The sequence below is a fragment of the Ornithinibacillus bavariensis genome, from assembly GCF_018333235.1.
GTDB lineage: Bacteria > Bacillota > Bacilli > Bacillales > Amphibacillaceae > Ornithinibacillus > Ornithinibacillus bavariensis.
Window position 1 is genome coordinate 454,333 of record NZ_BORP01000002.1, and the last position, 23,823, is coordinate 478,155.

The following is a 23,823-nucleotide window of genomic DNA, read 5'->3' on the forward strand; positions in this document are numbered from 1 at the left end:
GAATTGGGGATGATATCATGCAGCGAGTAGGGCTTGTAGGAATGGGGTTTATTGGAAAAGCCCATTTAGAGGCATATCAAAAAATCTCTAATGCTGAAGTAGTTGCCATTTGCACTCGAAATGGAGAAGGAGATGAGGAGCATTTCCCTGAGTATACCTTTATTGCTGATTATGAAACCTTCCTTATGCGTGATGATATAGATATTGTTGATATCTGTCTACCTACATATTTACATGAGGAATATATCATTAAAGCGGCAAGAGCCAAAAAACATATTATTTGTGAAAAACCACTTTCCTTGTCGGTAAGATCTGTGATGAGAATTTATGATGAGGTGAACAAGTGTGGAGTGAGGCTCTTTATCGGGCATGTACTTCGTTTTTGGCCGGAATACCAACTGATAAAACAATATAGTGAGACAGATATGCTAAGGAACATTGACATTGTGCATGCAAGGCGGTTAGGGCAATTGCCTAATTGGAGCACCTGGTTTCAACATCCCCAAAAAAGTGGTGGAGCATTATTTGATCTTCATTTACATGATATTGATTTTGTTTATTATCTTTTGGGAGAGGTTGAGCATGTGTATGCGGCAGGCTCTCAGAATGAATACGGAGCTTGGAATCATATAATGACAACGCTTACTTTTAAAAGCGGAGTCAAAGCGTTTGTGGAAGCATCCCAAAGAATGCCAGTGGGATATCCATTTACAATGGCATTTAGAGCACAAACTCCAAATAATACACTGGAATTCCAATTGACTGCTGGAGAGAACATTGAGGGTATTAATAGTCGTCAATTTGTTTTATATGAGAATGAGGAGATGACCGAAGTAAAGGTCGAGGAGGCGGATGCCTTCCAAAATGAATTAGCGTATTTTGTAGATTGTGTGGAGAGTAATAGGGAGAATAGGATTATTCCATTAAAGGATGTTCAGTATGTGATTAGACTATTAGAAGCTATTAATCTATCACTCGAGACCGGGCATGAAGTGTATATTTAATCACAATTGGTTTCATTATTTTTTACTATATCAATTCAAAAAATTAAGGGGGTTTTCGTAATGAAAAAGTATTTGAAGGTTTTAGTTCTGCTAGTACTCTTAATAGCTCCTGTACTTGCAGCATGTGGTTCTGATGATGCATCTAGTAGTGAAAAGAAGTCAGAAAAGTCTGGTGACAAGTACAAGGTTGGTATTTTAGCACCGGCTGTAACACATGGTTGGGTTGCTGCTGTTGCCTATCATGCAGAGGCACGTGCGAAAGAATTATCCAAGGAGATTGACTATCAAATTTATACAAGCAGTAATGCATCAGAGATGACATCTCAATTAGATGACTTAATTACTTGGGGGGCAGATGCGATTGTTGCATTCCCACAATGGGAAGGGATGGAAGTTCCAATCCAACGTGCTTTAGAGGAAGGAATCAAGGTGGTTAACTTTGACATTGTTATTGATGTACCTGATGTATATCGTGTCGCTGGTGACAACTATGATATGGGTGTTCAAGGTGCTAAGTATATCGTGGACAAGATTGGAAAGGAAGGCGAAGTTGTTATTCTAGAAGTGCCTTCATCTGGTTCCGTCTCAGAATTACGTAAGAATGGCTTCCTTGATACGGTAAAGGAGATTGCCCCTGATTTAAAACTTCACACGTATGCAACTCAATTTACAAGAGAAGATGGTTTGAAGGATTTTGCTGATATTTTAACAAGCTTAGATCACATCGATGCAGTTTATTCCTTGGATGATGAAACTTCAATTGGTGTCTTACAAGCAATTAGTGAAGCTGGAAGAACTGACATAAAGGTAGTAACTGGTGGTGGGGGTATGCAAGAGTATTTCAATATGATGCCAGAAAACGAGGATATTTGGATTCAATCAGCACTATATAGCCCAGCAATGGTAAAGGATGCTGTAGATACAGCTGTTAAGATACTAAATGGTGAGTCCGTGGAAAAGGAAATCATCATCCCAACTACTGTAGTTGACAGGGATAATTATAAGGAATTCTTAGATGCTGAATCGCCATACTAATTCACAAGTAGAGATGCTTTGGTTAATGGGAATGGATTACTTTTTAAGAAAAGTAGCTTAAGATATTTTAAATCAGCAAATCCCAAGTTTTCTAATTCGATTGCACCAAAAGGAGGGGTTATGGCTTAGCTGTAGCCTCTCTTTTTAAACATAGGAACTGCTACAATGTTCGCTTTAAAATTAGTCTGGAAGTGATTACATGAAAATAGAAATGAATACGATTAGAAAATCCTTTGGCAGCAATGATGTTTTAAAGGATGTCACTTTCTCTGTACAGGGTGGGGAAATCTGTGCATTGCTTGGCGAAAATGGAGCTGGAAAATCCACACTTATGAACATATTAGGTGGAGTTGTTCGGATGGATTCTGGATCTATTTTAATTGATGATAAGGAGGTTCAATTTGAAACTCCTGTTGATTCCTTAGAAGCAGGAATTGCATTTATTCATCAAGAGTTAAACTTAATTAATGATCTACCTGTCTATGAAAATATGTTTCTAGGTCGGGAGATTAAAAGAAAAAGAGGAATTCTTGATTTAGAGCAAATGTATGATAAAACCGTCGAGATATTTGAACGGATGAATGTAAAGCTAGACCCGAATACAATGGTTCGTGATCTGGATGCTTCCTACAAACAGATAGTAGAAATCTGTAGAGCGATGATGATGAATGCCTCTATCATTATTATGGATGAACCTACAACATCATTAACGGAAACAGAAATTGAACGAGTATTTGCGATGATGAGAACCTTACAAGAGAATAATGTTGGAATTATTTTTATTTCGCATAAGTTAAACGAAGTAAAGGAAATCTGTAATCGATATATCGTCTTAAGAGATGGAATTTTAGTTTCAACTGGAAATGTAAGTGATGTGACAAATAAGGATTTAGCAAGCTATATGGTAGGGTTTGATGTAAGAACGGAATCCTTAAGAAGAAACAACATACAAGAAAAGGATAAGGAAGTTCTACGAGTTGAAAGATTAACGGACAATTGTCACTTTAAGGATATTCATTTTTCCATTCATGCTGGAGAGATTGTTGGGATAACGGGACTTCTCGGAGATGGTCGTAGTGAACTGTTTCAAGCAATATTTGGTGCAAATAGCTATGAATCTGGAAAGATTTTTTTAGAAGGAAAAGAAGTAACGATTAAGGACACGTACCATGCTATTCAAGAAGGAATTGCCTATCTTCCTAGAAATCGAAAAGAAAATGCCATTATCAAGGATATGAATATAATCGAAAATGCTTCAATAGTAACTTGGCCGATGTTTTCTAACCGTGGCATTATCAATACAACAAGACATGAACAGCTATTTAATGAGCAACAGGAAGCTTTACGGATTAAAATGGACAAAATGACGGACAACATTACGAGTCTATCAGGTGGAAATCAACAGAAGGTTGTCCTATCGAAATGGCTAGCAGCAAACCCTAAGGTGCTTATACTAGATAACCCAACCCAGGGTGTTGATGTCGGGGCGAAGGAAGATATTTACGATATCATTTTGAAATTAGCAGAAGAAAATATTGCAATTATTGTATTATCCAGTGAAGCACAGGAGATCATTCGCGTATGTGATCGGGCACTTGTCATGTACCATGGAGTTATTAAAGGTGAGGTTCGTGATGAGATGATGAATGAACAGATAATAATGAGCTTAGCAACTGGTGGGGAGCTTGGGGAAGAGAAGGGAGTGTACCAGCAATGATTCCAAATAAGAAAGAAAACTATGATGATATAAACCCTTTGAAAAAGAGTTTCACGAAGTGGTTTAAAAACAAGTGGTCAAATGACCCGTTATTTAGTATTCTGATTGCACTTATTATTATGGTAGTATTACAGACATTAACCTTAGGTTTTGATTTTAATTCCTTTGGTGAGTGGTTCCAAGCATGGACCAGTAACTGGATTAATATTTTACGTAACAATGCTGGCGTTGGAATTGTAGCTTTAGGAATGACATTTGTCATTATGACCGGTGGAATCGATTTATCAGTTGGTTCAACATTAGTAGTCACTGGTGCATTTGCAATGTACCTATTGGATACAGGCACACAAGGTATTTTGGGTATGGTAGGAATTACTGGTGCCCCAGCTATCCTACTAACGATTGTTTTGGTGTTAGCATTTGGATATGCATTGGGTGCATTAATTGGTATTTCAATTACGAAAGGTATGGTACCACCGTTTATAGCAACTTTAGGTGCAATGATGATTTTTAGAAGTGTTACACAGCATTTTACACAAGGCTATAATACGACAGTGCCTATAGAATTTTTGCAAATTTCTAGTTTTAAAATAGGTAATCTTATGATTATGCCTATCATTTATTGGGCAATAATTGCGGCAATCCTCTATTATGTATCCAAGCGTACTACCTTTGGAAGACAGATTATTGCGGTTGGATCGAACGAAAGAGCGGCAAAGCTTTCTGGTGTTAATGTCAATAAGGTTAAGCTTCGTGTATATGCATTAATGGGATTACTAGTGTCAATTGCGGCTATTATTCAGGTATCACGTATTGGTTCCATGGATTTTTCTAATGCTGGAAGAGGGATGGAAATGGATGCAATCGCCGCTGCTGTTGTTGGTGGAACGAATATGCTTGGTGGCCGAGGGTATATTCTTGGTACAGTGTATGGGATGCTCATTATTGCGGTAATGAATAATTTATTAAACTTGTTCGGTGTACCACCTTTCCTTCGTGAAGCATTTAAAGGAGTTATAGTAATTGTAGCTGTGCTATTACAAAGAAAAGAGAAAACTGCGTAATTTTAATGGGGTGGGGAATAATTTCTAGCCCCATTATTCTATTAATTTGGTGGATAGTGAGGGAGTTCGAATGAAGAATGTCGTTTTTGCAAAATGGAATCGAATTGCTGCTAGCTCAAAAACAGCCGGAGTAGTTGATTCTCTTTCTCTGGATGGGAAGGAGATAGTGGTTCTTGATGTAGATAAGCTTTCATTAAGTGGCTTAGAAAAATATGATGTGTATGTCCCTGCTACGGTGATAGATACTATTCAGGGAAATAATGTCAAAGCTTATCATGAACTTCTGCAATACCCCTTTTTCCAACGGACAAAGGAGACTATCTTGGAAGAAGGTACTCCAAAGGGAGTTTTTCGGTTACGTAGAATGGTAGATAGTGTGAAGAATAATGCTGTTATCTTAAGTGATCTTTGTGTGCTAGCTTCTATGTTCGGAGAAACAGAGAAAGTGGTTATAAGGCACAGTCGATTGGGAGTAGTGCCTGCACATGTTATTGTATTAATTCGTTATGTTTGTGGAACAATGGCACAGATTGATTATACGTTTTCTGATAAAGAATTTGTTGAGCTTGAATGGAGTGGCATTAGGAAAATAATAGAATTTCATAGTGAAGAAGTGAATCCAGTGAAGCCAAGTTTATATCATCCAATAACGTTACAGTATGATATAAAGTCTATTTTGGAGAGTTCAAAACGGTTAGATTTGGTATGGGAAGAGTTCCAGAGATATCGGTCATTAGTAGGAGGGGATGAGTCGTGAAGATTGGAATAATGAGCTTTGCACATATGCATGCATATAGCTATGCAGATTGTTTATTGAAGCTAGAGGAAGTAGAACTTGTTGGTATTTTTGATGATGACGTTTCTCGTGGAAAGGAGGCAGCAATCAAATACGAGACAATCCATTTTGGGGACCAAAAGGAATTTCTTGCGGAGGAAATGGATGCAGTCATTATTTGTAGTGAGAATATACGACATAAAGAAATGGTTATAAATGCTGCTAGGGCAGGTAAACATATTTTGTGTGAAAAACCAATTGCAACTACTATTGAGGATGCTCAAGCGATGATTGATGTTTGTGCTGATTGTGGAGTGACCTTACAAATTGCTTTTCCAGTGCGTTTTAGTCCCGCCATTCAACAAGTAAAACAGTTAATTGACAACGGTGAACTTGGAGAAATCGTTGCTTTTCGTTCAACAAATCGCGGGCAATATCCAGGTGGTTGGTTTGTAGATAAGGAACAAAGTGGTGGTGGGGCTATTCTTGATCATACTGTACATATGGTTGATATTATGCGCTGGTACCTCGGTATGGAGGTTGTTAAGGTCGACGCGATTCTGGATTCTTTTTTTCAAAATGGAGATATAGACGATGCAGGGTTACTTACATTAGAATTTGAAAATGGGGTCATTGCCTCCCATGATGTTAGCTGGTCTCGGCTTCCAGAATATCCAACCTGGGGAGATGCTACAATTGAAGTTATAGGGACAAAACAAACAGTGAAAGCAGATGGCTTTGGTGAGTATTTTCGGCTGTTTTCAAATGAAAGGAAATCTTTGACTCATGTCCTATACGGAAGTGATATAGACTTTGAATTAATAAAAGACTTCGTCAATTGCATTAAACAAGGAAATTCCCCTACCATAACAGGTCATGACGGATTAAAAGCGTTAGAAGTCGCTCTAACCGCATATGAAAATGCCTGCAATTTTTCGAGATAGAATTAACTTTTCGCAATGGATATAGCTCTTTGACTAAATGCATAATAAGGGCTATACATAGAAAAAACCGCATGATTTCATGCGGTTTCATCTTGGTTACTCTGTTTCGTCGAGAAAATGTAATAGCTGGGAATAATTGATACCCAATTTCTTTTACAGTTTAACTCGGTCACTATATTTCTTTATTAGTTCTTCATTATGCTGGTCTGCGCCTTCGATGTTGCCACTTAGAAAAACAGGTGGGGTAAATCCGGAGCTTCCCATTATGCCAACAGCTTCAGCCAGAATTGCATTTAAAATAGTTGCACCAATTACAGTTGAGCTTGGAGCAAATTTGACTTCTACTTTGTCATGAGATAAGAGCGCATCTCCGACTGGTGCATGATTGTTAATGACTAAATCTACTGCGTCGAAAAGATGTTCACCACTCGTATGTCTGGATGGTTGACTGCTAGAATACTCGATGGAAGTAATTCCAATGATGTAGGCACCTTTTTCTTTAGCAATATGCGCAACATCAACTGGTACAGGGTTTCTTCCTGATGTGGAGATGACAAATACAACATCGCCTTTGCGAATGTCCTGTTCACCCATAAATGTTTTCGCATAATCATTTTTTCGTTCTAGGGAGGAAGAGCGAACAGCTCCTTCATGAAGCATTAATGGTTCATGTAAGATAGGATGGATTGGAACAAGCCCACCTGCGCGATAATAAACTTCTTCTGTTAGGATATGGGAATGTCCGCAACCGAATAAGTGGATAACACCATCTTGCTGAATGGCTTCTGCAACCTTCTCAGCAGCTTGCTTCATATTCATTGATTGTTCTTTTTCAACCGTTGCTAATAATTCACTGATTTTATGAAAATAATCATGAATCATTATAACCCCTCCACTTCGTTTAAGATTTCTTGTACTTTTTCAGGAATTGTTTCACCAGATTCTTTATCAATGGTAGTACCGAATATATGTGGCATGAAGAATTCGATATCGATGTCCTTCACACCTTGGATAATTTCTTTAATATTACTTGCACTAATTCCACCAGCAGGTTCGACACCACGAATACCTTTTTTACTAGCCACTTTTGTTACGTAGATAAGCTCTTCTAGATGCTGTGTACCTTTAACTGGCATCATTTTGATGCTTTCAATTCCTAAACCTGAAGCAACTTCCATGAATTCTTCAACAGCTAGAATTGTCCCTGAATTAGCTAATTTGATTTTACCAACTTCGCCAGTAGGTTGAATTAGCGCATTTACTAATTGCTTTGGGGTTCCGTTTCCATCTAAATAACCTTTTGAATAGGTTGCTGTTTCAAATGGCTGGTTGATATGACCAGGATTTGAAGCAGCTGCAATTTCTAGAACCTTCTTCCAATTGGCTGTGTTACCGCCACCGCCAAGTCCAATACTAACCATATTTGTTACCGTTTTTAATTCTTTTACTTTTTCAGCAGCTTCTTCCACTGTATTAAATTTATCGGCCGTTATACCTGGTACGACAAAGCCTTTTCCAGCTTCCATAACAGCTTCAGCATTCTTCTGGTCTTTAGCTAAAAAGTTAAATAAAAATTTCCCATAAAGTTTATCGTTCATTCCCACTCACACCTTCTTATTAAGTTTCTAATGTATAACAGGGAAAGATTGTTAAAACCTTTCCCCTCTATTACAGCTCTTATCCTTTTAATTCGTCAATCATTTTAACCATATTCTCTAAAGCGATATCAACAATGTATTTACCCTTATCTTCTGTTGCTAGTTTAGCATCGCCTAGTACAGCTGTTTCTGTGAATTCTTCCCAAGGAGTTGGGGTGAAATCAGCTGCCATAGAGATAATCGGATCTTCTGATAGTGCTTTACTCATGTCTACGTATTCTGGAGCTAGATAGAGCATATAAGATGTTTCGATTTCACATGCATGAAAATAGGCGTTGTGTGCCGATTTCTTATCTCGGACTTCGGCTGCTGCCTTATTCATTCCTGGATAGAAGAAATAGAACACGCGCATTTCTGGACATGTTTCATATAGAACTCTGGCAGCCTCTTTTAATGCTGTTTGATTTCCTAAATGACCATTTACCATAGCAAAAGTTCGGAAGCCTTGATTAAATAAACTTTCACCTATATCGACTAGAAAACTAATAAGAGATTCATTACTTACATTGATACTTCCAGGAAAATTACGAAGACTCCAAACCTGACCATATGGTAAGGTTGGTAGTACAAAACCGTTCACACGCTCTGCTAATTTTTGTGAAAGTCTTTCAGCAAGTAAATTATCAGTTCCTAATGGTAAATGGGGACCATGTGCCTCAACTGCTCCAATAGGTAAAATTGCAATTTTGGATTGATTAATTTTTTCCTTTACTTCAAAGGAGTTTTCATATTGGAATTCCATAAATTTTCACCGTCCAGCCTAAATTTTTCTTGATAGAAACGATATACACAGATGACTCCGTGCACTTTCCGCTTTTCTTAGTGACCTTATTTCTTGAATGCAAAGCAACGTGCAGGGTTCTGAACGAAGAATTTATCGATTAGCTTATTGCCGTCAAAGCCTTTTTTATTCGCTTCATCTATAAAACGCGGTACCCATTTACCAATGATATTCTCAAGACCTAATCCGAAATCATAGTGTTTATAATAGGATTTTCTTGCGGTATCACCACTTACCAAAATTTGATCCTCATAGCCTTTCTCAACAAGGTCTAAGATACATTGAATACGGGTGCTTTCCGGTGCGTACTTAATTTTAGAAATACCATCAAATGAAAGAAGTGCACCAGTTTTAGCAATTTGTTCATGGTAATATGGATCTGGGTTACGGTCCATATGACCGAAACTGATGTATTCTAAATTAACTCCCTCGCTTTTAAGTAGTTCAATTTGTTCTAATCCCATTGTACCTGCCTCAGTATGAGAATGTAGAGGAGCCTTTGTTTCATGATGAGCTCTTGCAACTGCACGTAATGTTTTTTCCTCTAAAGGAGTAATTCGGTTATAGCCAGTACCAAATTTAACTTGGCCGCCACGAATTGTAGTGCCTTCTAAGCCCTCTTCAATTTCTTTGATTACAAAATCAGCAAGTTCATTGATGGATTTTGCATCGATCCATTCATGGTACGTATCATAATCTCCAATAACGTTCTTTAGGCGCTCAGGAATTTTAGCATCCCATAAAAAGCTTTTATTAAAGCCAGCAGTACCAACGATTTTTACACCAGTTTCTTCAGCAATTTCTTTTACTGCTTGAACATCACGTCCATAGTCAATTGCAGTTGCATCTACAATTGCTTGTCCGCCTAGATTTTTGAAATCTAAGACATCTAATTTTGATTTTTCTTTATCATCAAGTAGTAAGTCGTCTGCCTTATGCTCTACCCAATATGGAGGTCTGCAAACAATATGCTCATGTGAATACGTAAAACCTAATTCTGATGGGTCTATATCTCCATGAAATGTTCTAATAAAACTCATATCAATCACTCCTATATAGATTCTTGTTGTCTTCAAACATCATGTAAGCATTTCTTTCTAAAAAAACTGACACCCAATTAGAATTGATGAAAGTATCAGGGTCATTCCTATTTATTCACCAATGGAAAGGGGGAAGTAAAAACACCTCCCCGCAATTAATATTCTTTAGAATAATAGCTGTGCTAAGAATTTAACAATTGGACCTAAAATAAACATGTCTGAATCTGCTGCCCACATCGCTGTATCTGGAACAGTATTAGGAAGTAACATTTTAACCATGATAAATTGTCCCCAAGCTACGACAGTAGATGTGATAAATCCACCAAGTATTGCACCACGGACACCACCAGTAGCGTTACCAAATACACCAGCTGTAGCTGAGTGGAAGAATAATACGATCATTGTTGGAACGAAGATATAACTTACCGTATTACCTAAAACTACTAACCAAATTAATGCTCCTGCAAATGAACCTAAGAATCCTAAGATAACAGCATTTGGAGCGAATGGGAATACAACTGGGCTATCTAGTGCTGGTCTTGCACCTGGAACGATTTTAGTTGCAATCCCTTTAAATGCTGGGACCATTTCACCGATAAACATACGTACCCCAAGTAATACTACTGCAATACCAGCAGCAAAAGTGAATGATTGGATAATCGCATAAACGATAAAGTTTTGATCACCTGCAGCAGCTACAAGTTCCTGTGCTCCTGGAGTGTTCTTAAAGGAAATAATAATTGCACCGACTAAAAATAGTAATCCCATTGTTAGTGCTGTAATAACGTTAGAGTCTCTTAAGAATTCTAAGCCTTTAGGTAACTTGATCTTTTCAGAATCATTTTCTTTGTTACCTAAAAATTTACCAGCTAGTGCTGCAAGTAAAGAAACGGATGCAGACGTATGACCTAATGCGATATTGTCATTTCCCATTATTTTACGCATGATTGGTTGCGTTAATGCTGGCTGAATAGTCCAGTATAGACCCATAAAGATAGCTAGGAAGATAACTAGTTTACCAAATGAAACGTCTCCAGCTGCCTGAACAACAATTCCTGCAAAAATAGTAGTTGTCCAGAACATCATGTGTCCAGTTAGATAGATGAATTTTAATTTCGTAAATCTAGCTAATATAACGTTAATGATAAATCCAAGTGTCATTGCCAAAGTAACGGCACTACCGAATTTAGCATTGAATTTTTCCTGACCCATAAAATCTTTAAGTGGTTCAGCTGAAAGGTTGAAAACCTCTTTCCATAGTGGTTCAAATACAGTTAATGCACCTACAATAACGCTTGAACCTGCACTAATGATTAAAAATCCAATTATGGCTTTAAAGGTTCCACTAATAACTTGGCTGGCACTCTTCTTTTGTAGTAATAGCCCTAGAAGGACGATTGCACCAAGTAGTATTGCTGCTTGTCCAAAAATGTTTGTGGCAATCCAAAAAATTACATCCATTATTTTTCCCCCTTATTTAACCAGCGATATTTTCATCAATAGCTTTATTGATCTCATCCATATCAAAGTAGTTATTTACGATGAAAACTTTTGCGCTATGGCCAATTAGACTTTCAGCTAGCTCGTTACTAGTAATGATATAGTCTGCAGACATACTAGATGCTGTAGAAACATCTGTATGTTCCACATCAGCACTAATTCCTTTAGATGCTAGAGCTTGCTCCACATTCATTTTTAAAATTAAGCTAGTTCCTTGTCCTAATCCACATACTGTTAATATCTTCATCCTAATCTCTCCATTTCTAAAATGTTCTTAATTTCATCATAGCTTTTAGCATTTGTTAGTTTTTCTACATTTTCCTGATTATTTAATAGGCTTGTTAATTCTCGTAGTAATGTTAAATGCTCATCACTTGAAGATGCACCTAATCCAAATACAAGACGCACCGGATCATTCGATGCATGGCCAAACTTAATTGGATTCTTTAGCTGGACCATCGAAACAGAAGCCTCGTTTACTCCATCTTCTGGTCTTGCATGTGGAATTGCGATTTGCGGCGCAAGTACAAAATAAGGCCCATTTTCTTTAAAGGAATTCTTCATAGCTTCAATATAGGACCTTTCTACTAGTCCTTGGGTAAAAAGAAGGTTGCCAGCAGCTTCTATTGCGCTTTCCGCATCGGCTACTTCCACACCAACCTTAACAATGTTTTCCTCTAAAAACTTCATTTTCTTTTACACCTACTCCTTGTTGTTAATCTGAGTAGTCGAATAAGCTTGAATTAGGCTTAATATACGACTTCTATCCGTGGTGCTCATCATAATTTTTTTATGTTCCTTGTCAGTAAGTAGCTTGGTTAGCTGCTGTAGAGCTCTTAAATGCTGCTCATTGTCTCGAGACGCTAATATAACAAAAGCGCTTACCTTTTTCCCTAGCATGTCAACTGGATTCTCCAGAAGTAGCATACTCATACCTGTTTTGAGAACACCGTCCTCCGGATTTGCATGTGGTAAAGTGAAATTATCGGAGATAACCACATACGGTCCTAGCTTGATGATGTTTTGAATCATCTTTTCAATATAGTTTTCATTGATGAAGCCTTCTTTTAATAATGGCATAGAAGCGTAGCGAACTGCCTCTTCCCAACTAGAAATCTGTTTTTTAAACGAAATTCGTTCCTCTGGAAGTAGCTCACTTAAGTTTGGCTTCATCATTTCTGTTTCCGTGTTTTTCGGTGAGTAGAAATACCTTCTAAGCTCTTTCGATAAAGCTTCTGAATCCTCAATTTTTGCATATCTCCCGACAATATCCATTACTGTATCAACAGAATAAATCTGTTGCTTTGATGAATTTTCAAATAAAGAATTTACTCTCTTTAAGAGCTGTTCTTTATCTTCATTATTTAAGACGGGATTTACGACAAATACTGGTACACCTTTATCTGGAAGAGGAATAGTCGATACGATAAAATGAACATTTAAAGCCATCTTTTCATAATCCCTTAAAGAGGTGACACCGACTATTTGTACATCGGAAATCAATCCTTCCAGTTGACTTTCTAGAAGTCGTGAAGTACCTAGACCGTTAGTACAGACGATTAACATTTTTTTTCGTGTTTTATCGAGTGTTACTCCCTCTTTACGTAGCCATCCACCGAAGTGCATGGTAATAAAGGCGACTTCATTATCATTTATTCTCTTCCCAATGACGTCCTCAAAGTGATGGACTACCTTTTTCGTAATGTGAAATACTTCTGGATAATTATTCATTACGGATTCTCGTAACGTATTTTCAACATCGATCCCATACTTAATTCGGTAGTAAGCAGGCTTCAGATGTAACAATAGATTTTGAATCATCTGCTCAGGGTTTTGAAATTCAATGGCTGCATATAATTGAAAATCGGCAACCATTTTTTCCACAACATTTCGCAAAGCCTTCTTTTCTTCCCCTTTTAGTTTTGGGCTAGAGTTGTAATTCACTTTGGCACTAAGAAGATACATCGCAAAATAGTAAATCTCATTTGCTGGAATCTGCATGTTTAGGCTTTCAGAAATACTGTTACATAGGAAGTCTGCTCCTACGTATTCATCGGTTTCCCAAATAATTTCCTTTTCGATCGAATCAACCTCAACAAATGCCTGCTGCATGATTCGTTTGATGAAAAAGTGAAACCAAACCACGATACTATTTAAAATGTCATCAGTAAGTTCTATCATATATCGCTGTTCATAATCATTTAAAAGTTTTCGTAATAGGTTTAGTAGTGGAACGTCAAATATTTTGTAAGGCTCAAGAGCACGGTCTTTCCTACCCTTTGTAGCGTTTTCTAAGTCCGCAGTTAGGCCATACCAGCCTTCCTTTGGAATTACCTGAGATAAGAAATAAATAAGTACCCTACGAATATCATCTTCATTTCCAATTATCTGGTATCCACTTTTTCTTTCTGTTGTAACCTGTAGCCTATAAGCAGCTAGGTCATTCTTTAACCGCTTAATATCATCAAGTGCTGTATTCCGACTAACTTGAAATAATTCCCGAACATCCTCTAAAAAGTAGGGCTTGTTCTGTCCAACAATATGGATATATATCCAAGCTTTTCTTTCATCGGGGGAAAATTCATAATATGATATTTCCGAGAAGGAGTAGCTATTCAATATTTCTTTTTTTGTTAGCTCATCTAAATACAATCCTTGAGCTCTAACCTGTTGAATCTCTGGTAAGTCATGATCCTTTAACCAATCATTTATTTTATCGAGATCATTATAAATGGTGCGTCGCGACACGTTTAATTTTTCAGCAAGCTCTTGAACAGAAATATATGAATCCCTTTGCAATAACTGATTAAAAACTGCCATACTACGTTGATCCATTATTATCCCCCTAATTCAATAGTTCATAAGTAGTATGTCCTATACCCAAATTATAGACCGATATGGTTTAAGGAGTAAGACCAAATCAATCACAACCGAATTTGCAAAATTGGACTGCAATATGGGTGGGTTCCTTAGACTTCCCCAAATTTGTTGTCTATAGTCGATTTTGAATAAATGCAAGGACGGGAATAACTACTGTAGGTATTAATTATAAATGAGATACTAGCTATTGGGTAAATTGGACGATTCATTGGGAATAGCTAATGATTTTGATAGGATACTAAATACACCCGAAGTTATGTGACCCTAATAACTTTCTATAGTTGTTCGGGATACTTAATTTGAAATTAAATGTAAAATTATCATGGGAACACTTAAGTTCGACAAAATAATATAGAGTCCATTTCAGCTTGCTAACTGAAATGGACTCTTTCGACAAAGTTATATTAAGAGGTAGAATGTTTACCGAATAAAACTGCTTTAAATCTTAAATCGTTCTGCAAGGTTTTGTAAATCTATTGCCATGTCGGCTAGTAGCCTTGTTGCAGATGAGACTTCTTGCATGGAGGCAGTTTGTTCTTCGGTTGCTCCTGCTACCTCTTGCATGTAGGTAGACGTCTTTTCAGATATATTCGAAACGTTCTCCATGGATGTCACTAAATCGTCCGTGTTTATACTAATTTGCGTAATTGCTTTGGAGACATCACCCATTTTTTGAACAATGTCATCAATGGAGTCTGAGATATTTATGAATGTATCACCAGCAGTTTGCACTAATTCCGTACCTTTACCGACTGCTTCTTCTCCTGTTTTCATGGAATCCACGACCATTCCAGTCCGCTGTTGAATTTCATTAATGATTTGGGAAATTTGTTTTGTAGATTCACTAGACTGCTCTGCTAGTTTGCGAACCTCATCAGCAACAACTGCAAATCCCTTTCCATGTTCACCAGCTCTTGCTGCCTCAATTGCAGCATTTAATGAAAGTAGATTTGTTTGATTTGCTATATCATTAATGATTGATAGGATTTTTTCTATTTCTTTGGAACGAGCTTCCAAATCATAAATGATAGTCGATGTGTTCTTCGTATTGTCGCTTATAGCATGCATTTGTTCTACAGCTTGATGAATAATATCTCTACCTTTCCTTGCTTGAATCGAACTCCCTTCTGATGTTAAGGAAACAGCTTGTGAGCTTTTCTGGATTGCATTAACATCGTGCAATGTTCTATGCACAAAATCCATTGATAGTTTCATCTTGGAAAGCTGGTCATCTGTACCAGCTGTTACCTCTTGAATGGAACGAGTAATATGGTCAGTAGCTTTAGAAGTTTCCTCAGAATTTGCACTTAACTGTTCAGAGGAAGTTGCTACCTGTTCTGAAGTCTGAATAACGTTAGTAACTAATTCCTTTAAATTTATAAGCATTTTATTATAGCTAGATGATAATTGTCCTAATTCATCCTTACTAGTTGTTTCGACAATTTCAGTCCTTAGATCACCAGTAGCTAGTTTTTCCATGCCATGCTGGATCTTGCTTAGGCTACGATTAAAGCGACGAACAAATAAATAAACAAAAAATATTCCTATTAGAAGTGAAATGCCGCCAATAATAGATGTGTTTTTTATAATTTGCATCCGAACTAAACGTGCCAGCTTTTGCATATCAAAGTCTAAACCTACAACTCCAACAATCTTTCCATTTTCATCAACCATTGCTTTTGCCAAAGTAATGGTTGATTTTCCAGTGCCGGTGTCCATGTATGGCTCAGTCCAAATGATATCACCATCAGCTGCCTCGGCATTCATGTACCATTCCCGCTGTCTTGGATCAAACTCTGACAAATCAACTTCAACAGGAGGTATATTAGAAAGATAAAATTCACCTTCTAATGTTGCAAAATATGTATTCAATAAGTAATCATATTGCTTTTCGATGTTTTTTAAAAACGCTTCATAGAAGGCTGTCTTCACTGGGTCATTAATATTCGGCATATTTGCTATATCATCTTTTTTATCATTACTATAGGTATAGGATTGATAATCCAACTCTTCCATAGCAGCAATATCCGTGATAATTTTCTCATATTCAAGAAAAACCTTCTTAAATTTCCCTCCAATATTTTCCATTTCCTCTTTGTAGATGACAGCCTGCTCTAGTACTTTCGTCTGGCTAAAGCTAAGTAAGCCGACAATTGACATTGGAATAATTAGTAACAAAGCCATCATAAAAGGAAGTTTAAATCTTATTTGAGTTAGCATTTTCACTTCAATCATCTCCTTTCGAATAGTAAACTAACTCAACCTCAATTCATAATTCGACATTTTTTTACTTCTTTAGAACATTATACCTATAAACGATATATAATTAAATGATTATTTAGTAAATAACTACTATTTTGTTAAATAATAACTATCTAACAATTTATTTCGTGACAATATTTAATGTAATAACAATAAAAAAACATCCATACTAAAATAAAAAGGAGGAATAGAATTGGCTAATGATGAGAATAAAGCACCGTTTTATAAGAGATGGTGGTTTTGGTTAATTGTGGTTATTGTTCTACTCATTATCATATTTAGTGCCGGTCGGAATGACGAAGATAATAAGGATACTACCAATACTGGAACAGAAGAAACTACTAATGATACTAACAATAAAACAAAAGACAATAATAGAACAAATGAAGATAATGATACTACAAAGGAAGAATCTGCGGCAGCAAAGCGTGATAATTCGTCAGCGAAGGAGACGACACTTAATGCAGGAAAATTTACAGTGGGTACTGATATTCCAGCAGGTCGTTATGTGATAACGGGTGAGGGTACAGGAAATTTATTTGTCTATGATGAGGATGGTTTGCCAGTAGTAAATGAAATTCTCGATAAAAGTGCTGATATGGGTGTACCGAATGTTACGACAGACATAAAAGATGGACAAGAAATTGAAATATCCGGACTAAACGCTGTAACCTTTACTCCTGCGAAGACTAAGTTATCTAACAAGCTAACAACAGGTACATGGATAGTTGGACTAGATATTAAAGCAGGGAGATATAATGTTACAACACCTAGTGGATCGGGAAATTTCTTCATATATAATAATCTTGGAGTGCCAACTACAAATGAAATACTAGATGCAACAGGTGAAATGGGAGTAAAACAAATAACTGTAACCTTGGAAGATGGTCAACAGATTGGTATTAGTGGATTAAACGAAGTTGATTTTACTAAGAAGTAAAATCATTATAGCCGCTACGGAATGTGGGGGCTATTTTTTTTGTTGTTAAGCAAATGTGCTGGAGAAAAAGCAGATGCAGTTTATGTCTTGAAAATAACTATAATACTTGTATTTTTAATTAAAAGAGTTAATTTTGCTAACACTGTGATCGTTTAAAAATAAAGAGTTGATACATATCTGACAAGTTAAATATGTATCAACTCTTTATGAATTATTGACTAAAACTATCATTTACAATGGCTGTGAGGTGATAGAGTGAAGAACCGACTAAAAGAACTAAGAGCAAGAGATGGATTGAATCAAACAGAGCTAGCCAAGAGAACGAAAATTTCTAGGCAAACGGTTAGTTTAATTGAAGAAATGAATATATGCCATCCTTATTGATAGCGGTAAAAATTGCTAATGTATTTCAAGAGCCAATTGAAAAAAATTTCATTTTTAATGAGGTGGAATTGTAATGAAAATGATTGTAATTTATACACTAATGAGTGTATATGGATTACACAAACTAATTTTCGGCTATAACACTCAAACAGTTTCGGCAAATTTATTAATGACGGGAAAAGATTTGTCATATTAAAAGGTCTATTAAGTTACATAGGCTGGTAAATCTTAGGTTGATTATTTGATTGTTTGGATTAATGTTTTATTCTGCTTTCACTGGAAATTCACAGATAATTAGTATCGTGAGGATAGGTATTTTGCTATTATTTATACAACTTAGTTTTATATTTAGTATGATGCCAAAATAAGGAGAGGTTATTAGCTATAATTTGCTATTCTCTTTTTAAACATTACTTTTTTGAAGGAGAAATACCTTTAACAATAAGCGGTTAGGGGGTCTATGTCACCATATATTCAATGGAAAGTATGGCAAGGAAGTAAAAGCTTTTATAGATAAGATCATAGGAGGAATTTAAATTGATTACAAGCTTATCTGATAAGGTAGTATTAAACAATGGTATTGAAATGCCAGGATTTGGTCTTGGTGTTTATAAGGTAGACGAGGGAGATACAGTTATTCGAGCTGTTCGCACTGCAGTTGAAGTTGGTTACCGAAGTATAGATACTGCTTCCTTCTATAATAATGAACGTGGTGTTGGTCAAGGTGTTCGGGAGTCTGGCATCCCGCGTGAGGAAATTTTTATTACTTCAAAGGTTTGGAATGACGAACAAGGATATGAATCGACACTTAGAGCATTTGAGCAAAGTATCGAAAAGCTAGGTTTGGATTATTTGGATTTATATTTGGTTCACTGGCCAGTAAGTGGAAAATATATAGAAACTTATCTAGCATTAGAAAAATTATATAAAGAGGGAAGAGTACGGGCAATTGGTGTAAGTAACTTCCATGTACATCATTTAGAGAGCCTTCTAAAGGACTGTTCTGTGAAGCCGGTAATTAACCAGGTTGAATATCATCCCCATCTAACACAAAAAGAGCTAAAAAATTATTGTGAAAGAGAAAATATTCAACTTGAGTCATGGTCACCGTTAAAGCGTGGAAAATTATTAACAGAACCTACATTAATTGAAGTCGGACAGAAATATGGTAAATCACCAGCTCAGGTAATCCTTCGCTGGAATATACAACATAATGTAATTACCATCCCGAAATCGACTAGTGCAGAACGTATTAAAGAGAATGCAACTATTTTTGACTTTGTCTTATCAGACGAAGATATGAAAAAAATTGACAGCTTGAATATAAATGATCGTAGTGGATCAAATCCAGATGATTTTTAGGTGCTTGTTTCAGGGGAGAGTTGTACATAACTCCTGATTTGAATGGTATGTAGATATGAATATATAGTTATTAGAATAAAATAAAAAATCCCAAGAATGAACATGAACGATTCTTGGGATTTTCTAATATAATGAGAACCTCTTATAACGTTATAAGATTGCTTCTACAGTTTTCACGACATTTTCTACAGTAAATCCATATTCCTCAATTATTTTTTCACCAGGAGCTGATGCGCCGAAACGATCAATACCTAATACTTTTCCTTCTAGACCAACATAGCGCTCCCAACCAAACGTAGATCCCATTTCAATGGCAATTCGTGCTTTAACTTCCGTTGGGAGGATACTGTTCTTATACGCTTGATCTTGCGCTTCAAAACGATCCCAAGATGGCATGCTAACTACTCGTACATCAATCCCTTTTTCCTTTAGTGCATCCTGTGCCTGCATAGCTAAAGGAACTTCTGAACCAGTTGCTAATAGAATAGCATCAGGTACTTCCTTTTCTGAATTGCTAATAATGTAGGCACCTTTTTTCACGCCCTGATAAGCATGTTCTTTCGTCCCTTCTAAAGTAGGAAGTGCTTGTCTTGTAAGAACTAACGCAGTCGGTGTATCAGTTGATTCGACTGCTAAACGCCAGGCAGCAGCTGTTTCATTTGCATCAGCTGGGCGGATCACTGAAAGTCCAGGCATTGCACGTAACGCTGCCAAATGTTCAATTGGTTCATGGGTTGGACCATCTTCACCAACTGCAATTGAATCGTGAGTAAGTACATAAGTCACTGGTTGATTCATTAAAGCCGCTAAACGTATTGCTGGACGTAAGTAGTCATTAAATACGAAGAATGTACCACCGAATACCTTTAGTCCTCCGTGAAGTGCCATCCCATTTAAGGCAGCCCCCATTGCAAATTCACGTACACCAAACCAAATATTTCGGCCTGTATAGTCATGACGAGAGAAGTCTTTTTCATTATTAATAGTTGTCTTGTTTGAACCTGCTAGGTCAGCACTTCCACCTATGAAGTTTGAGACTGTGTTAGCAATTTGGTTGATGACTTTACCAGAAGCATCTCGTGTTGCAAGCTTATCGACACCAGGCTCAAATACCGGTAAAGATTTTTCCCAGCCTTCAGGTAGCTCCCCATTTATAATGCCTTTTAGTTCTCTAGCAGTCTCTGGGTATTTTTCTTCGTAGTTAGCAAATAAATTGTTCCAGCTAGCCTCTTCTTTTTCACCTGCAACGACAATCTTCTCGTTAAAATCAGCATATACCTCTTCTGGAACTTCGAATGGCTTATGTTGCCAACCATAAAATTCTTTCGTGAGTTTTACTTCATCGATCCCAAGTGGTGCACCATGTGAAGCAGCAGATGCAGACTTATTTGGTGAACCATAACCAATTACAGTTTTGACTTCAATTAATGTTGGTTGCTCTGTATTTTCTTGAGCTGCTTGGATAGCCTTTCTAATATTTGTTAAGTTAGTTCCATCTTCCACAAATAGGGTTTGCCAGCCATAGGATTGGAAGCGTTCTTGAATATTTTCAGAGAAGGAACGGTTTAAATCACCGTCTAGTGAAATATCATTTGAATCATATAATACTACGATTTTACCAAGACCTAGATGTCCTGCGAGAGAGGCTGCTTCATGAGAGATACCTTCCATTAGGTCACCATCCCCAACTAAAGCATAGGTGAAATGATCAATAATATTAAAATCTTCTTTATTATACTTAGTGGCGAGATGACGTTCTGCCATTGCCATTCCTACTGCCATCGCAATTCCTTGCCCAAGAGGTCCAGTTGTAGCTTCTACACCATCCGTGTGATTCACTTCAGGATGTCCAGGAGTTTTAGAGCCCCATTGTCTGAAAGACTTAATATCTTCAATCGATACTTGATATCCAGACAGGTGGAGAAGACTATACAGTAGCATAGAGCCATGACCAGCCGAAAGAATAAAACGGTCGCGATTAAACCATTTGGAATTTTTCGGATTGTGCTTCATGAAATCTGTCCAAAGTGTATATGCCATTGGTGCAGCCCCCATTGGTAATCCAGGATGACCAGAGTTTGCCTTTTCAATAGCGTCTATGGATAGTGTACGGATTGTATTGATTGATTGTTGTTCAATAGCATTAGCCATATCTAATAATCTCCTTTGTTAATTTACTAGTTTTTATGAAATTGCTTTCATAATCAAATAGTAAAACGAAATATGTCGAATAACAAGTCCTATGTTGTACAAAACTGTGAATAATTAATGTAAATACTTTGATTAATATTGTAAATCACAATATTGTACAAAGATTGTTCGGTAAATTGGGATGAAAACGGATACAAAACGTGTATAATAGGTGCTACAATAATACATGTCAAGGGGAGATAGAAGTGATACTAAGTGATCGATATAAAAGAATCTTAGATGACTTAATGAGTTATCCTAGTATGACAAGCATGGAGCTTGAAAGGAAATATAGCTTAACCCGAAGGCAACTCGGGTACGGCATTACAAAAATAAATGAATGGCTGAAGGGTCATGATCTCCCGGCAATTGAAAGAACAAGACAAGGTCATTTTGTAATTGATCAAGCTATATTAACAAAGCTCTGTGGAAATTGGGAAGCGATTTCTAAGAAAGTCAATCGAACAATTTTGAGGGAAGATGAAAGAGTGCACTTTATTCTAATGATGCTTCTAAGTTCAGAGGAAGAATTGTCACTTAATCATTTTACGTATGAATTGGATGTGAGTAAAAACACCGTTCTAAATGATTTAAAGCAGGCACAGACCTATGTGCACGAATACAATATAGTGATTCGTTATTCGAGAAAATTTGGATATGTACTTGAAGGAAAGGAATTCCAAATTCGAAAACTGCTTATGTATATGACATTTCAAATCCTGCAATTACGTGGTGGGGAAAGCTGGTTACAAAAGATAGCCAATATAAAAGCTGATGAATTAAATGAATTCAAGTTGCGTGTGGAAAAGGTTGAAAATCAACTCAACCTAAAATTCACCGATGAGAAGCATGATATGATGCCATACGTCTTGATCTTACTGTTAAGACGAATTAAAAAGGGCCATCAAATGGAAGCATTTTCAATTGAATATGAGGAGCTTTCAAATACTAAAGAATATAAGGCGACCGAAGAGCTTTTATACGATATGGAAGACATCCCGTTATCGGATCGCTTATTCATAACGCTTCATATTCTCACGACAAACATTTTTTCATCAGAAATATTGGAAGATGATCTGATGACGAACCTCTTACCTGCAATCGATAATATGCTAAGGCATTTTGAAAAGAGTGCTTGTGTTTATTTGCGGGATCGAGATCAACTGTTAGATAAGCTATTACAGCATTTGAAGCCAGCTTATTATCGAATTAAGTATCATCTTACAGATACCATCCTTTTTCAAGGTTCTCTAAGTAGAGAGTTCAAGGAGCTACACCATTTAGTAAAACGTTCAATTGGACCACTTCGTGAATTGATAGGTTCAGAGATACCTGATAATGAAATTGCTTTCATAACAATGCTTATTGGCGGATGGATGGATCGTCAAGGGGAAAGCATTGATAAAAAAGTAAAGGCTGTTGTCGTTTGTCCACAAGGCATTTCTGTATCAAGGCTTATGTTTAATGAGCTGAGAGAATTGTTTCCTGAGTTTATTTTTCTTGATTTTTTATCGGTGCGAGAGTTCTTAAAATATCCTTTAGAATATGATGTTATCTTTTCCCCGATAAATTTGGAGACAAATAAGAAACTATTTGTGACAAAGGCTTTTCTAGGAAAAGAAGAAAAATATCGTCTTCGGAAACAGGTCATGCTTGGTATTCATGGCTATGTTCCTGAAAGTGTTAATATTGATTACTTATTGGAGTTAATTGCTAACTATGCGACGATTCATCAGGAAGCGGAATTAAAGCAGTCTTTAGTACAGTACTTGGATTTAAATGAAAATGGGAAATTTGTTACACATCATTACGTTGGGAATGATTTGAATTTAGAAGATTTAATCAATCCGGATACTATTACTCTAGTTGATTCGGTAGATTCATGGGAAACAGCTATTCGTTTAGGTGCAAATCCGCTGTTGAAAAAAGGGATTATAGAACCTCGATATGTTGATGCAATGCTCCGCTATTGTGAGGAAGACTCTTATATTGTAATTGCACCTGGTGTTGCTATTCCGCATGCTGCTCCAGATGATGGTGCTAAGCAGGTTGGAATGAGCTTTCTTAGAATCCGGGATGGTGTTTCCTATACGAATGATTATGACATCTATTTAATAATTGCTATTTCAGCGGTGGACAAGCAACAGCATATTCATGCTTTAATGCAACTCATGAATTTGGTTGGTTCTGAGAAGGAATGTAATAAATTAATTAACGCCAATTCAGTTCAAGAAATAGTTGAGATCATTCAACACTATTCCAAGGATTGAACTAATTGGCAAAAGGA

General features: G+C 36.8%; 20 protein-coding genes and 1 pseudogene. 11 read left to right on the forward strand and 10 right to left on the reverse strand.

Features of this window, described 5'->3' with window-relative positions; all coding sequences use genetic code 11:
* Positions 1-17: 17 nt before the first annotated feature.
* The 6 genes from KI338_RS07985 (at position 18) to KI338_RS08010 (ending at position 6,539) form a co-directional block, all read left to right on the forward strand.
* Complete coding sequence (locus KI338_RS07985) at positions 18-1,004, forward strand: Gfo/Idh/MocA family protein (protein ID WP_212920472.1); 987 nt, start codon at positions 18-20, stop codon at positions 1,002-1,004.
* Between the two features lie 60 nt (positions 1,005-1,064).
* The gene (locus tag KI338_RS07990) at positions 1,065-2,039 is read left to right on the forward strand and encodes an ABC transporter substrate-binding protein (RefSeq protein ID WP_212920473.1); all 975 of its coding nucleotides are present in this window, start codon (positions 1,065-1,067) and stop codon (positions 2,037-2,039) included.
* Positions 2,040-2,238: 199 nt separating this feature from the next.
* Entirely contained in the window at positions 2,239-3,756 is a 1,518-nt protein-coding gene (locus tag KI338_RS07995) for a sugar ABC transporter ATP-binding protein (RefSeq protein WP_212920474.1), read from the forward strand.
* Complete coding sequence (locus tag KI338_RS08000; protein WP_212920475.1) at positions 3,753-4,820, forward strand: ABC transporter permease; 1,068 nt, start codon at positions 3,753-3,755, stop codon at positions 4,818-4,820. The genes KI338_RS07995 and KI338_RS08000 overlap by 4 nt, the downstream gene beginning before the upstream one ends.
* Positions 4,821-4,890: 70 nt before the next feature.
* Positions 4,891-5,577, forward strand: a complete 687-nt coding sequence (locus KI338_RS08005; RefSeq protein WP_212920476.1) for a hypothetical protein — start codon at positions 4,891-4,893, stop codon at positions 5,575-5,577.
* Positions 5,574-6,539, forward strand: a complete 966-nt coding sequence (locus KI338_RS08010) for a Gfo/Idh/MocA family protein (RefSeq protein ID WP_212920477.1) — start codon at positions 5,574-5,576, stop codon at positions 6,537-6,539. Before KI338_RS08005 ends, KI338_RS08010 begins: the two co-directional genes overlap by 4 nt.
* Positions 6,540-6,692: 153 nt before the next feature.
* Here KI338_RS08010 and KI338_RS08015 read toward each other — a convergent pair whose 3' ends face one another.
* The 9 genes from KI338_RS08015 to KI338_RS08055 form a co-directional block, all read right to left on the reverse strand.
* Positions 6,693-7,421, reverse strand: coding sequence for an SIS domain-containing protein (locus KI338_RS08015; RefSeq protein WP_212920478.1), 729 nt, complete (start codon positions 7,419-7,421; stop codon positions 6,693-6,695).
* A complete protein-coding gene (locus KI338_RS08020; RefSeq protein WP_212920479.1) occupies positions 7,421-8,137 on the reverse strand; it encodes a KDGP aldolase in 717 nt (238 codons plus the stop codon). The genes KI338_RS08015 and KI338_RS08020 overlap by 1 nt, the downstream gene beginning before the upstream one ends.
* Positions 8,138-8,216: 79 nt before the next feature.
* On the reverse strand, positions 8,217-8,939 hold the full coding sequence (locus KI338_RS08025; RefSeq protein WP_212920480.1) for a creatininase family protein: 723 nt from the start codon (positions 8,937-8,939) through the stop codon (positions 8,217-8,219).
* 86 nt (positions 8,940-9,025) lie between these two features.
* The gene (locus KI338_RS08030) at positions 9,026-10,018 is read right to left on the reverse strand and encodes a phosphotriesterase family protein (protein ID WP_212920481.1); all 993 of its coding nucleotides are present in this window, start codon (positions 10,016-10,018) and stop codon (positions 9,026-9,028) included.
* A gap of 165 nt (positions 10,019-10,183) precedes the next feature.
* Positions 10,184-11,479: a PTS ascorbate transporter subunit IIC gene (ulaA, locus tag KI338_RS08035; protein ID WP_212920482.1), complete on the reverse strand. Its 1,296-nt coding sequence runs from the start codon at positions 11,477-11,479 to the stop codon at positions 10,184-10,186.
* A 16-nt stretch (positions 11,480-11,495) separates the two neighbouring features.
* The gene (locus KI338_RS08040) at positions 11,496-11,765 is read right to left on the reverse strand and encodes a PTS sugar transporter subunit IIB (RefSeq protein ID WP_212920483.1); all 270 of its coding nucleotides are present in this window, start codon (positions 11,763-11,765) and stop codon (positions 11,496-11,498) included.
* A complete protein-coding gene (locus KI338_RS08045) occupies positions 11,762-12,208 on the reverse strand; it encodes a PTS sugar transporter subunit IIA (RefSeq protein WP_212920484.1) in 447 nt (148 codons plus the stop codon). Before KI338_RS08045 ends, KI338_RS08040 begins: the two co-directional genes overlap by 4 nt.
* Before the next feature lie 12 nt (positions 12,209-12,220).
* Complete coding sequence (locus tag KI338_RS08050) at positions 12,221-14,353, reverse strand: BglG family transcription antiterminator (protein ID WP_212920485.1); 2,133 nt, start codon at positions 14,351-14,353, stop codon at positions 12,221-12,223.
* A gap of 483 nt (positions 14,354-14,836) precedes the next feature.
* The gene (locus tag KI338_RS08055; RefSeq protein WP_244853488.1) at positions 14,837-16,618 is read right to left on the reverse strand and encodes a methyl-accepting chemotaxis protein; all 1,782 of its coding nucleotides are present in this window, start codon (positions 16,616-16,618) and stop codon (positions 14,837-14,839) included.
* Between the two features lie 235 nt (positions 16,619-16,853).
* Here KI338_RS08055 and KI338_RS08060 point away from each other — a divergent pair, with 235 nt between their 5' ends.
* From KI338_RS08060 to KI338_RS08070, 4 genes and pseudogenes are all read left to right on the forward strand, one after another.
* On the forward strand, positions 16,854-17,600 hold the full coding sequence (locus tag KI338_RS08060) for a hypothetical protein (RefSeq protein ID WP_212920487.1): 747 nt from the start codon (positions 16,854-16,856) through the stop codon (positions 17,598-17,600).
* Between the two features lie 255 nt (positions 17,601-17,855).
* Positions 17,856-18,058 (forward strand): annotated as a pseudogene (locus tag KI338_RS08065) (helix-turn-helix transcriptional regulator).
* Positions 18,058-18,180 carry a hypothetical protein gene (locus KI338_RS17835; protein ID WP_280530739.1) on the forward strand — a complete coding sequence of 41 codons (123 nt, stop codon included), beginning with the start codon at positions 18,058-18,060 and terminating at the stop codon, positions 18,178-18,180. The pseudogene KI338_RS08065 and the gene KI338_RS17835 overlap by 1 nt, the downstream one beginning before the upstream one ends.
* A 389-nt stretch (positions 18,181-18,569) precedes the next feature.
* On the forward strand, positions 18,570-19,346 hold the full coding sequence (locus KI338_RS08070) for an aldo/keto reductase (RefSeq protein ID WP_212920610.1): 777 nt from the start codon (positions 18,570-18,572) through the stop codon (positions 19,344-19,346).
* A 150-nt stretch (positions 19,347-19,496) separates the two neighbouring features.
* On the opposite strand, the gene tkt is transcribed toward KI338_RS08070, so the two are convergent.
* Complete coding sequence (tkt, locus tag KI338_RS08075; protein ID WP_212920488.1) at positions 19,497-21,497, reverse strand: transketolase; 2,001 nt, start codon at positions 21,495-21,497, stop codon at positions 19,497-19,499.
* 245 nt (positions 21,498-21,742) lie between these two features.
* Here tkt and KI338_RS08080 point away from each other — a divergent pair, with 245 nt between their 5' ends.
* Entirely contained in the window at positions 21,743-23,806 is a 2,064-nt protein-coding gene (locus KI338_RS08080) for a BglG family transcription antiterminator (protein WP_212920489.1), read from the forward strand.
* Positions 23,807-23,823: the final 17 nt, after the last annotated feature.

Excerpts from the sequence above, each read along its gene's own strand:
- KI338_RS08050 (WP_212920485.1), bottom strand. The coding sequence starts at position 14,353 with ATGGATCAACGTAGTATGGCAGTTTTTAATCAGTTATTGCAAAGGGAT.
- KI338_RS08025 (WP_212920480.1), bottom strand. The coding sequence starts at position 8,939 with ATGGAATTCCAATATGAAAACTCCTTTGAAGTAAAGGAAAAAATTAAT.
- tkt (WP_212920488.1), bottom strand. The coding sequence starts at position 21,497 with ATGGCTAATGCTATTGAACAACAATCAATCAATACAATCCGTACACTA.
- KI338_RS08000 (WP_212920475.1), top strand. The coding sequence starts at position 3,753 with ATGATTCCAAATAAGAAAGAAAACTATGATGATATAAACCCTTTGAAA.
- KI338_RS08055 (WP_244853488.1), bottom strand. The coding sequence starts at position 16,618 with ATGCTAACTCAAATAAGATTTAAACTTCCTTTTATGATGGCTTTGTTA.
- KI338_RS08015 (WP_212920478.1), bottom strand. The coding sequence starts at position 7,421 with ATGATTCATGATTATTTTCATAAAATCAGTGAATTATTAGCAACGGTT.
- KI338_RS08070 (WP_212920610.1), top strand. The coding sequence starts at position 18,570 with ATGCCAGGATTTGGTCTTGGTGTTTATAAGGTAGACGAGGGAGATACA.
- KI338_RS07985 (WP_212920472.1), top strand. The coding sequence starts at position 18 with ATGCAGCGAGTAGGGCTTGTAGGAATGGGGTTTATTGGAAAAGCCCAT.
- KI338_RS08030 (WP_212920481.1), bottom strand. The coding sequence starts at position 10,018 with ATGAGTTTTATTAGAACATTTCATGGAGATATAGACCCATCAGAATTA.
- KI338_RS07995 (WP_212920474.1), top strand. The coding sequence starts at position 2,239 with ATGAAAATAGAAATGAATACGATTAGAAAATCCTTTGGCAGCAATGAT.
- KI338_RS08005 (WP_212920476.1), top strand. The coding sequence starts at position 4,891 with ATGAAGAATGTCGTTTTTGCAAAATGGAATCGAATTGCTGCTAGCTCA.
- KI338_RS08045 (WP_212920484.1), bottom strand. The coding sequence starts at position 12,208 with ATGAAGTTTTTAGAGGAAAACATTGTTAAGGTTGGTGTGGAAGTAGCC.
- KI338_RS08040 (WP_212920483.1), bottom strand. The coding sequence starts at position 11,765 with ATGAAGATATTAACAGTATGTGGATTAGGACAAGGAACTAGCTTAATT.
- ulaA (WP_212920482.1), bottom strand. The coding sequence starts at position 11,479 with ATGGATGTAATTTTTTGGATTGCCACAAACATTTTTGGACAAGCAGCA.
- KI338_RS07990 (WP_212920473.1), top strand. The coding sequence starts at position 1,065 with ATGAAAAAGTATTTGAAGGTTTTAGTTCTGCTAGTACTCTTAATAGCT.
- KI338_RS17835 (WP_280530739.1), top strand. The coding sequence starts at position 18,058 with ATGAAAATGATTGTAATTTATACACTAATGAGTGTATATGGATTACAC.
- KI338_RS08020 (WP_212920479.1), bottom strand. The coding sequence starts at position 8,137 with ATGAACGATAAACTTTATGGGAAATTTTTATTTAACTTTTTAGCTAAA.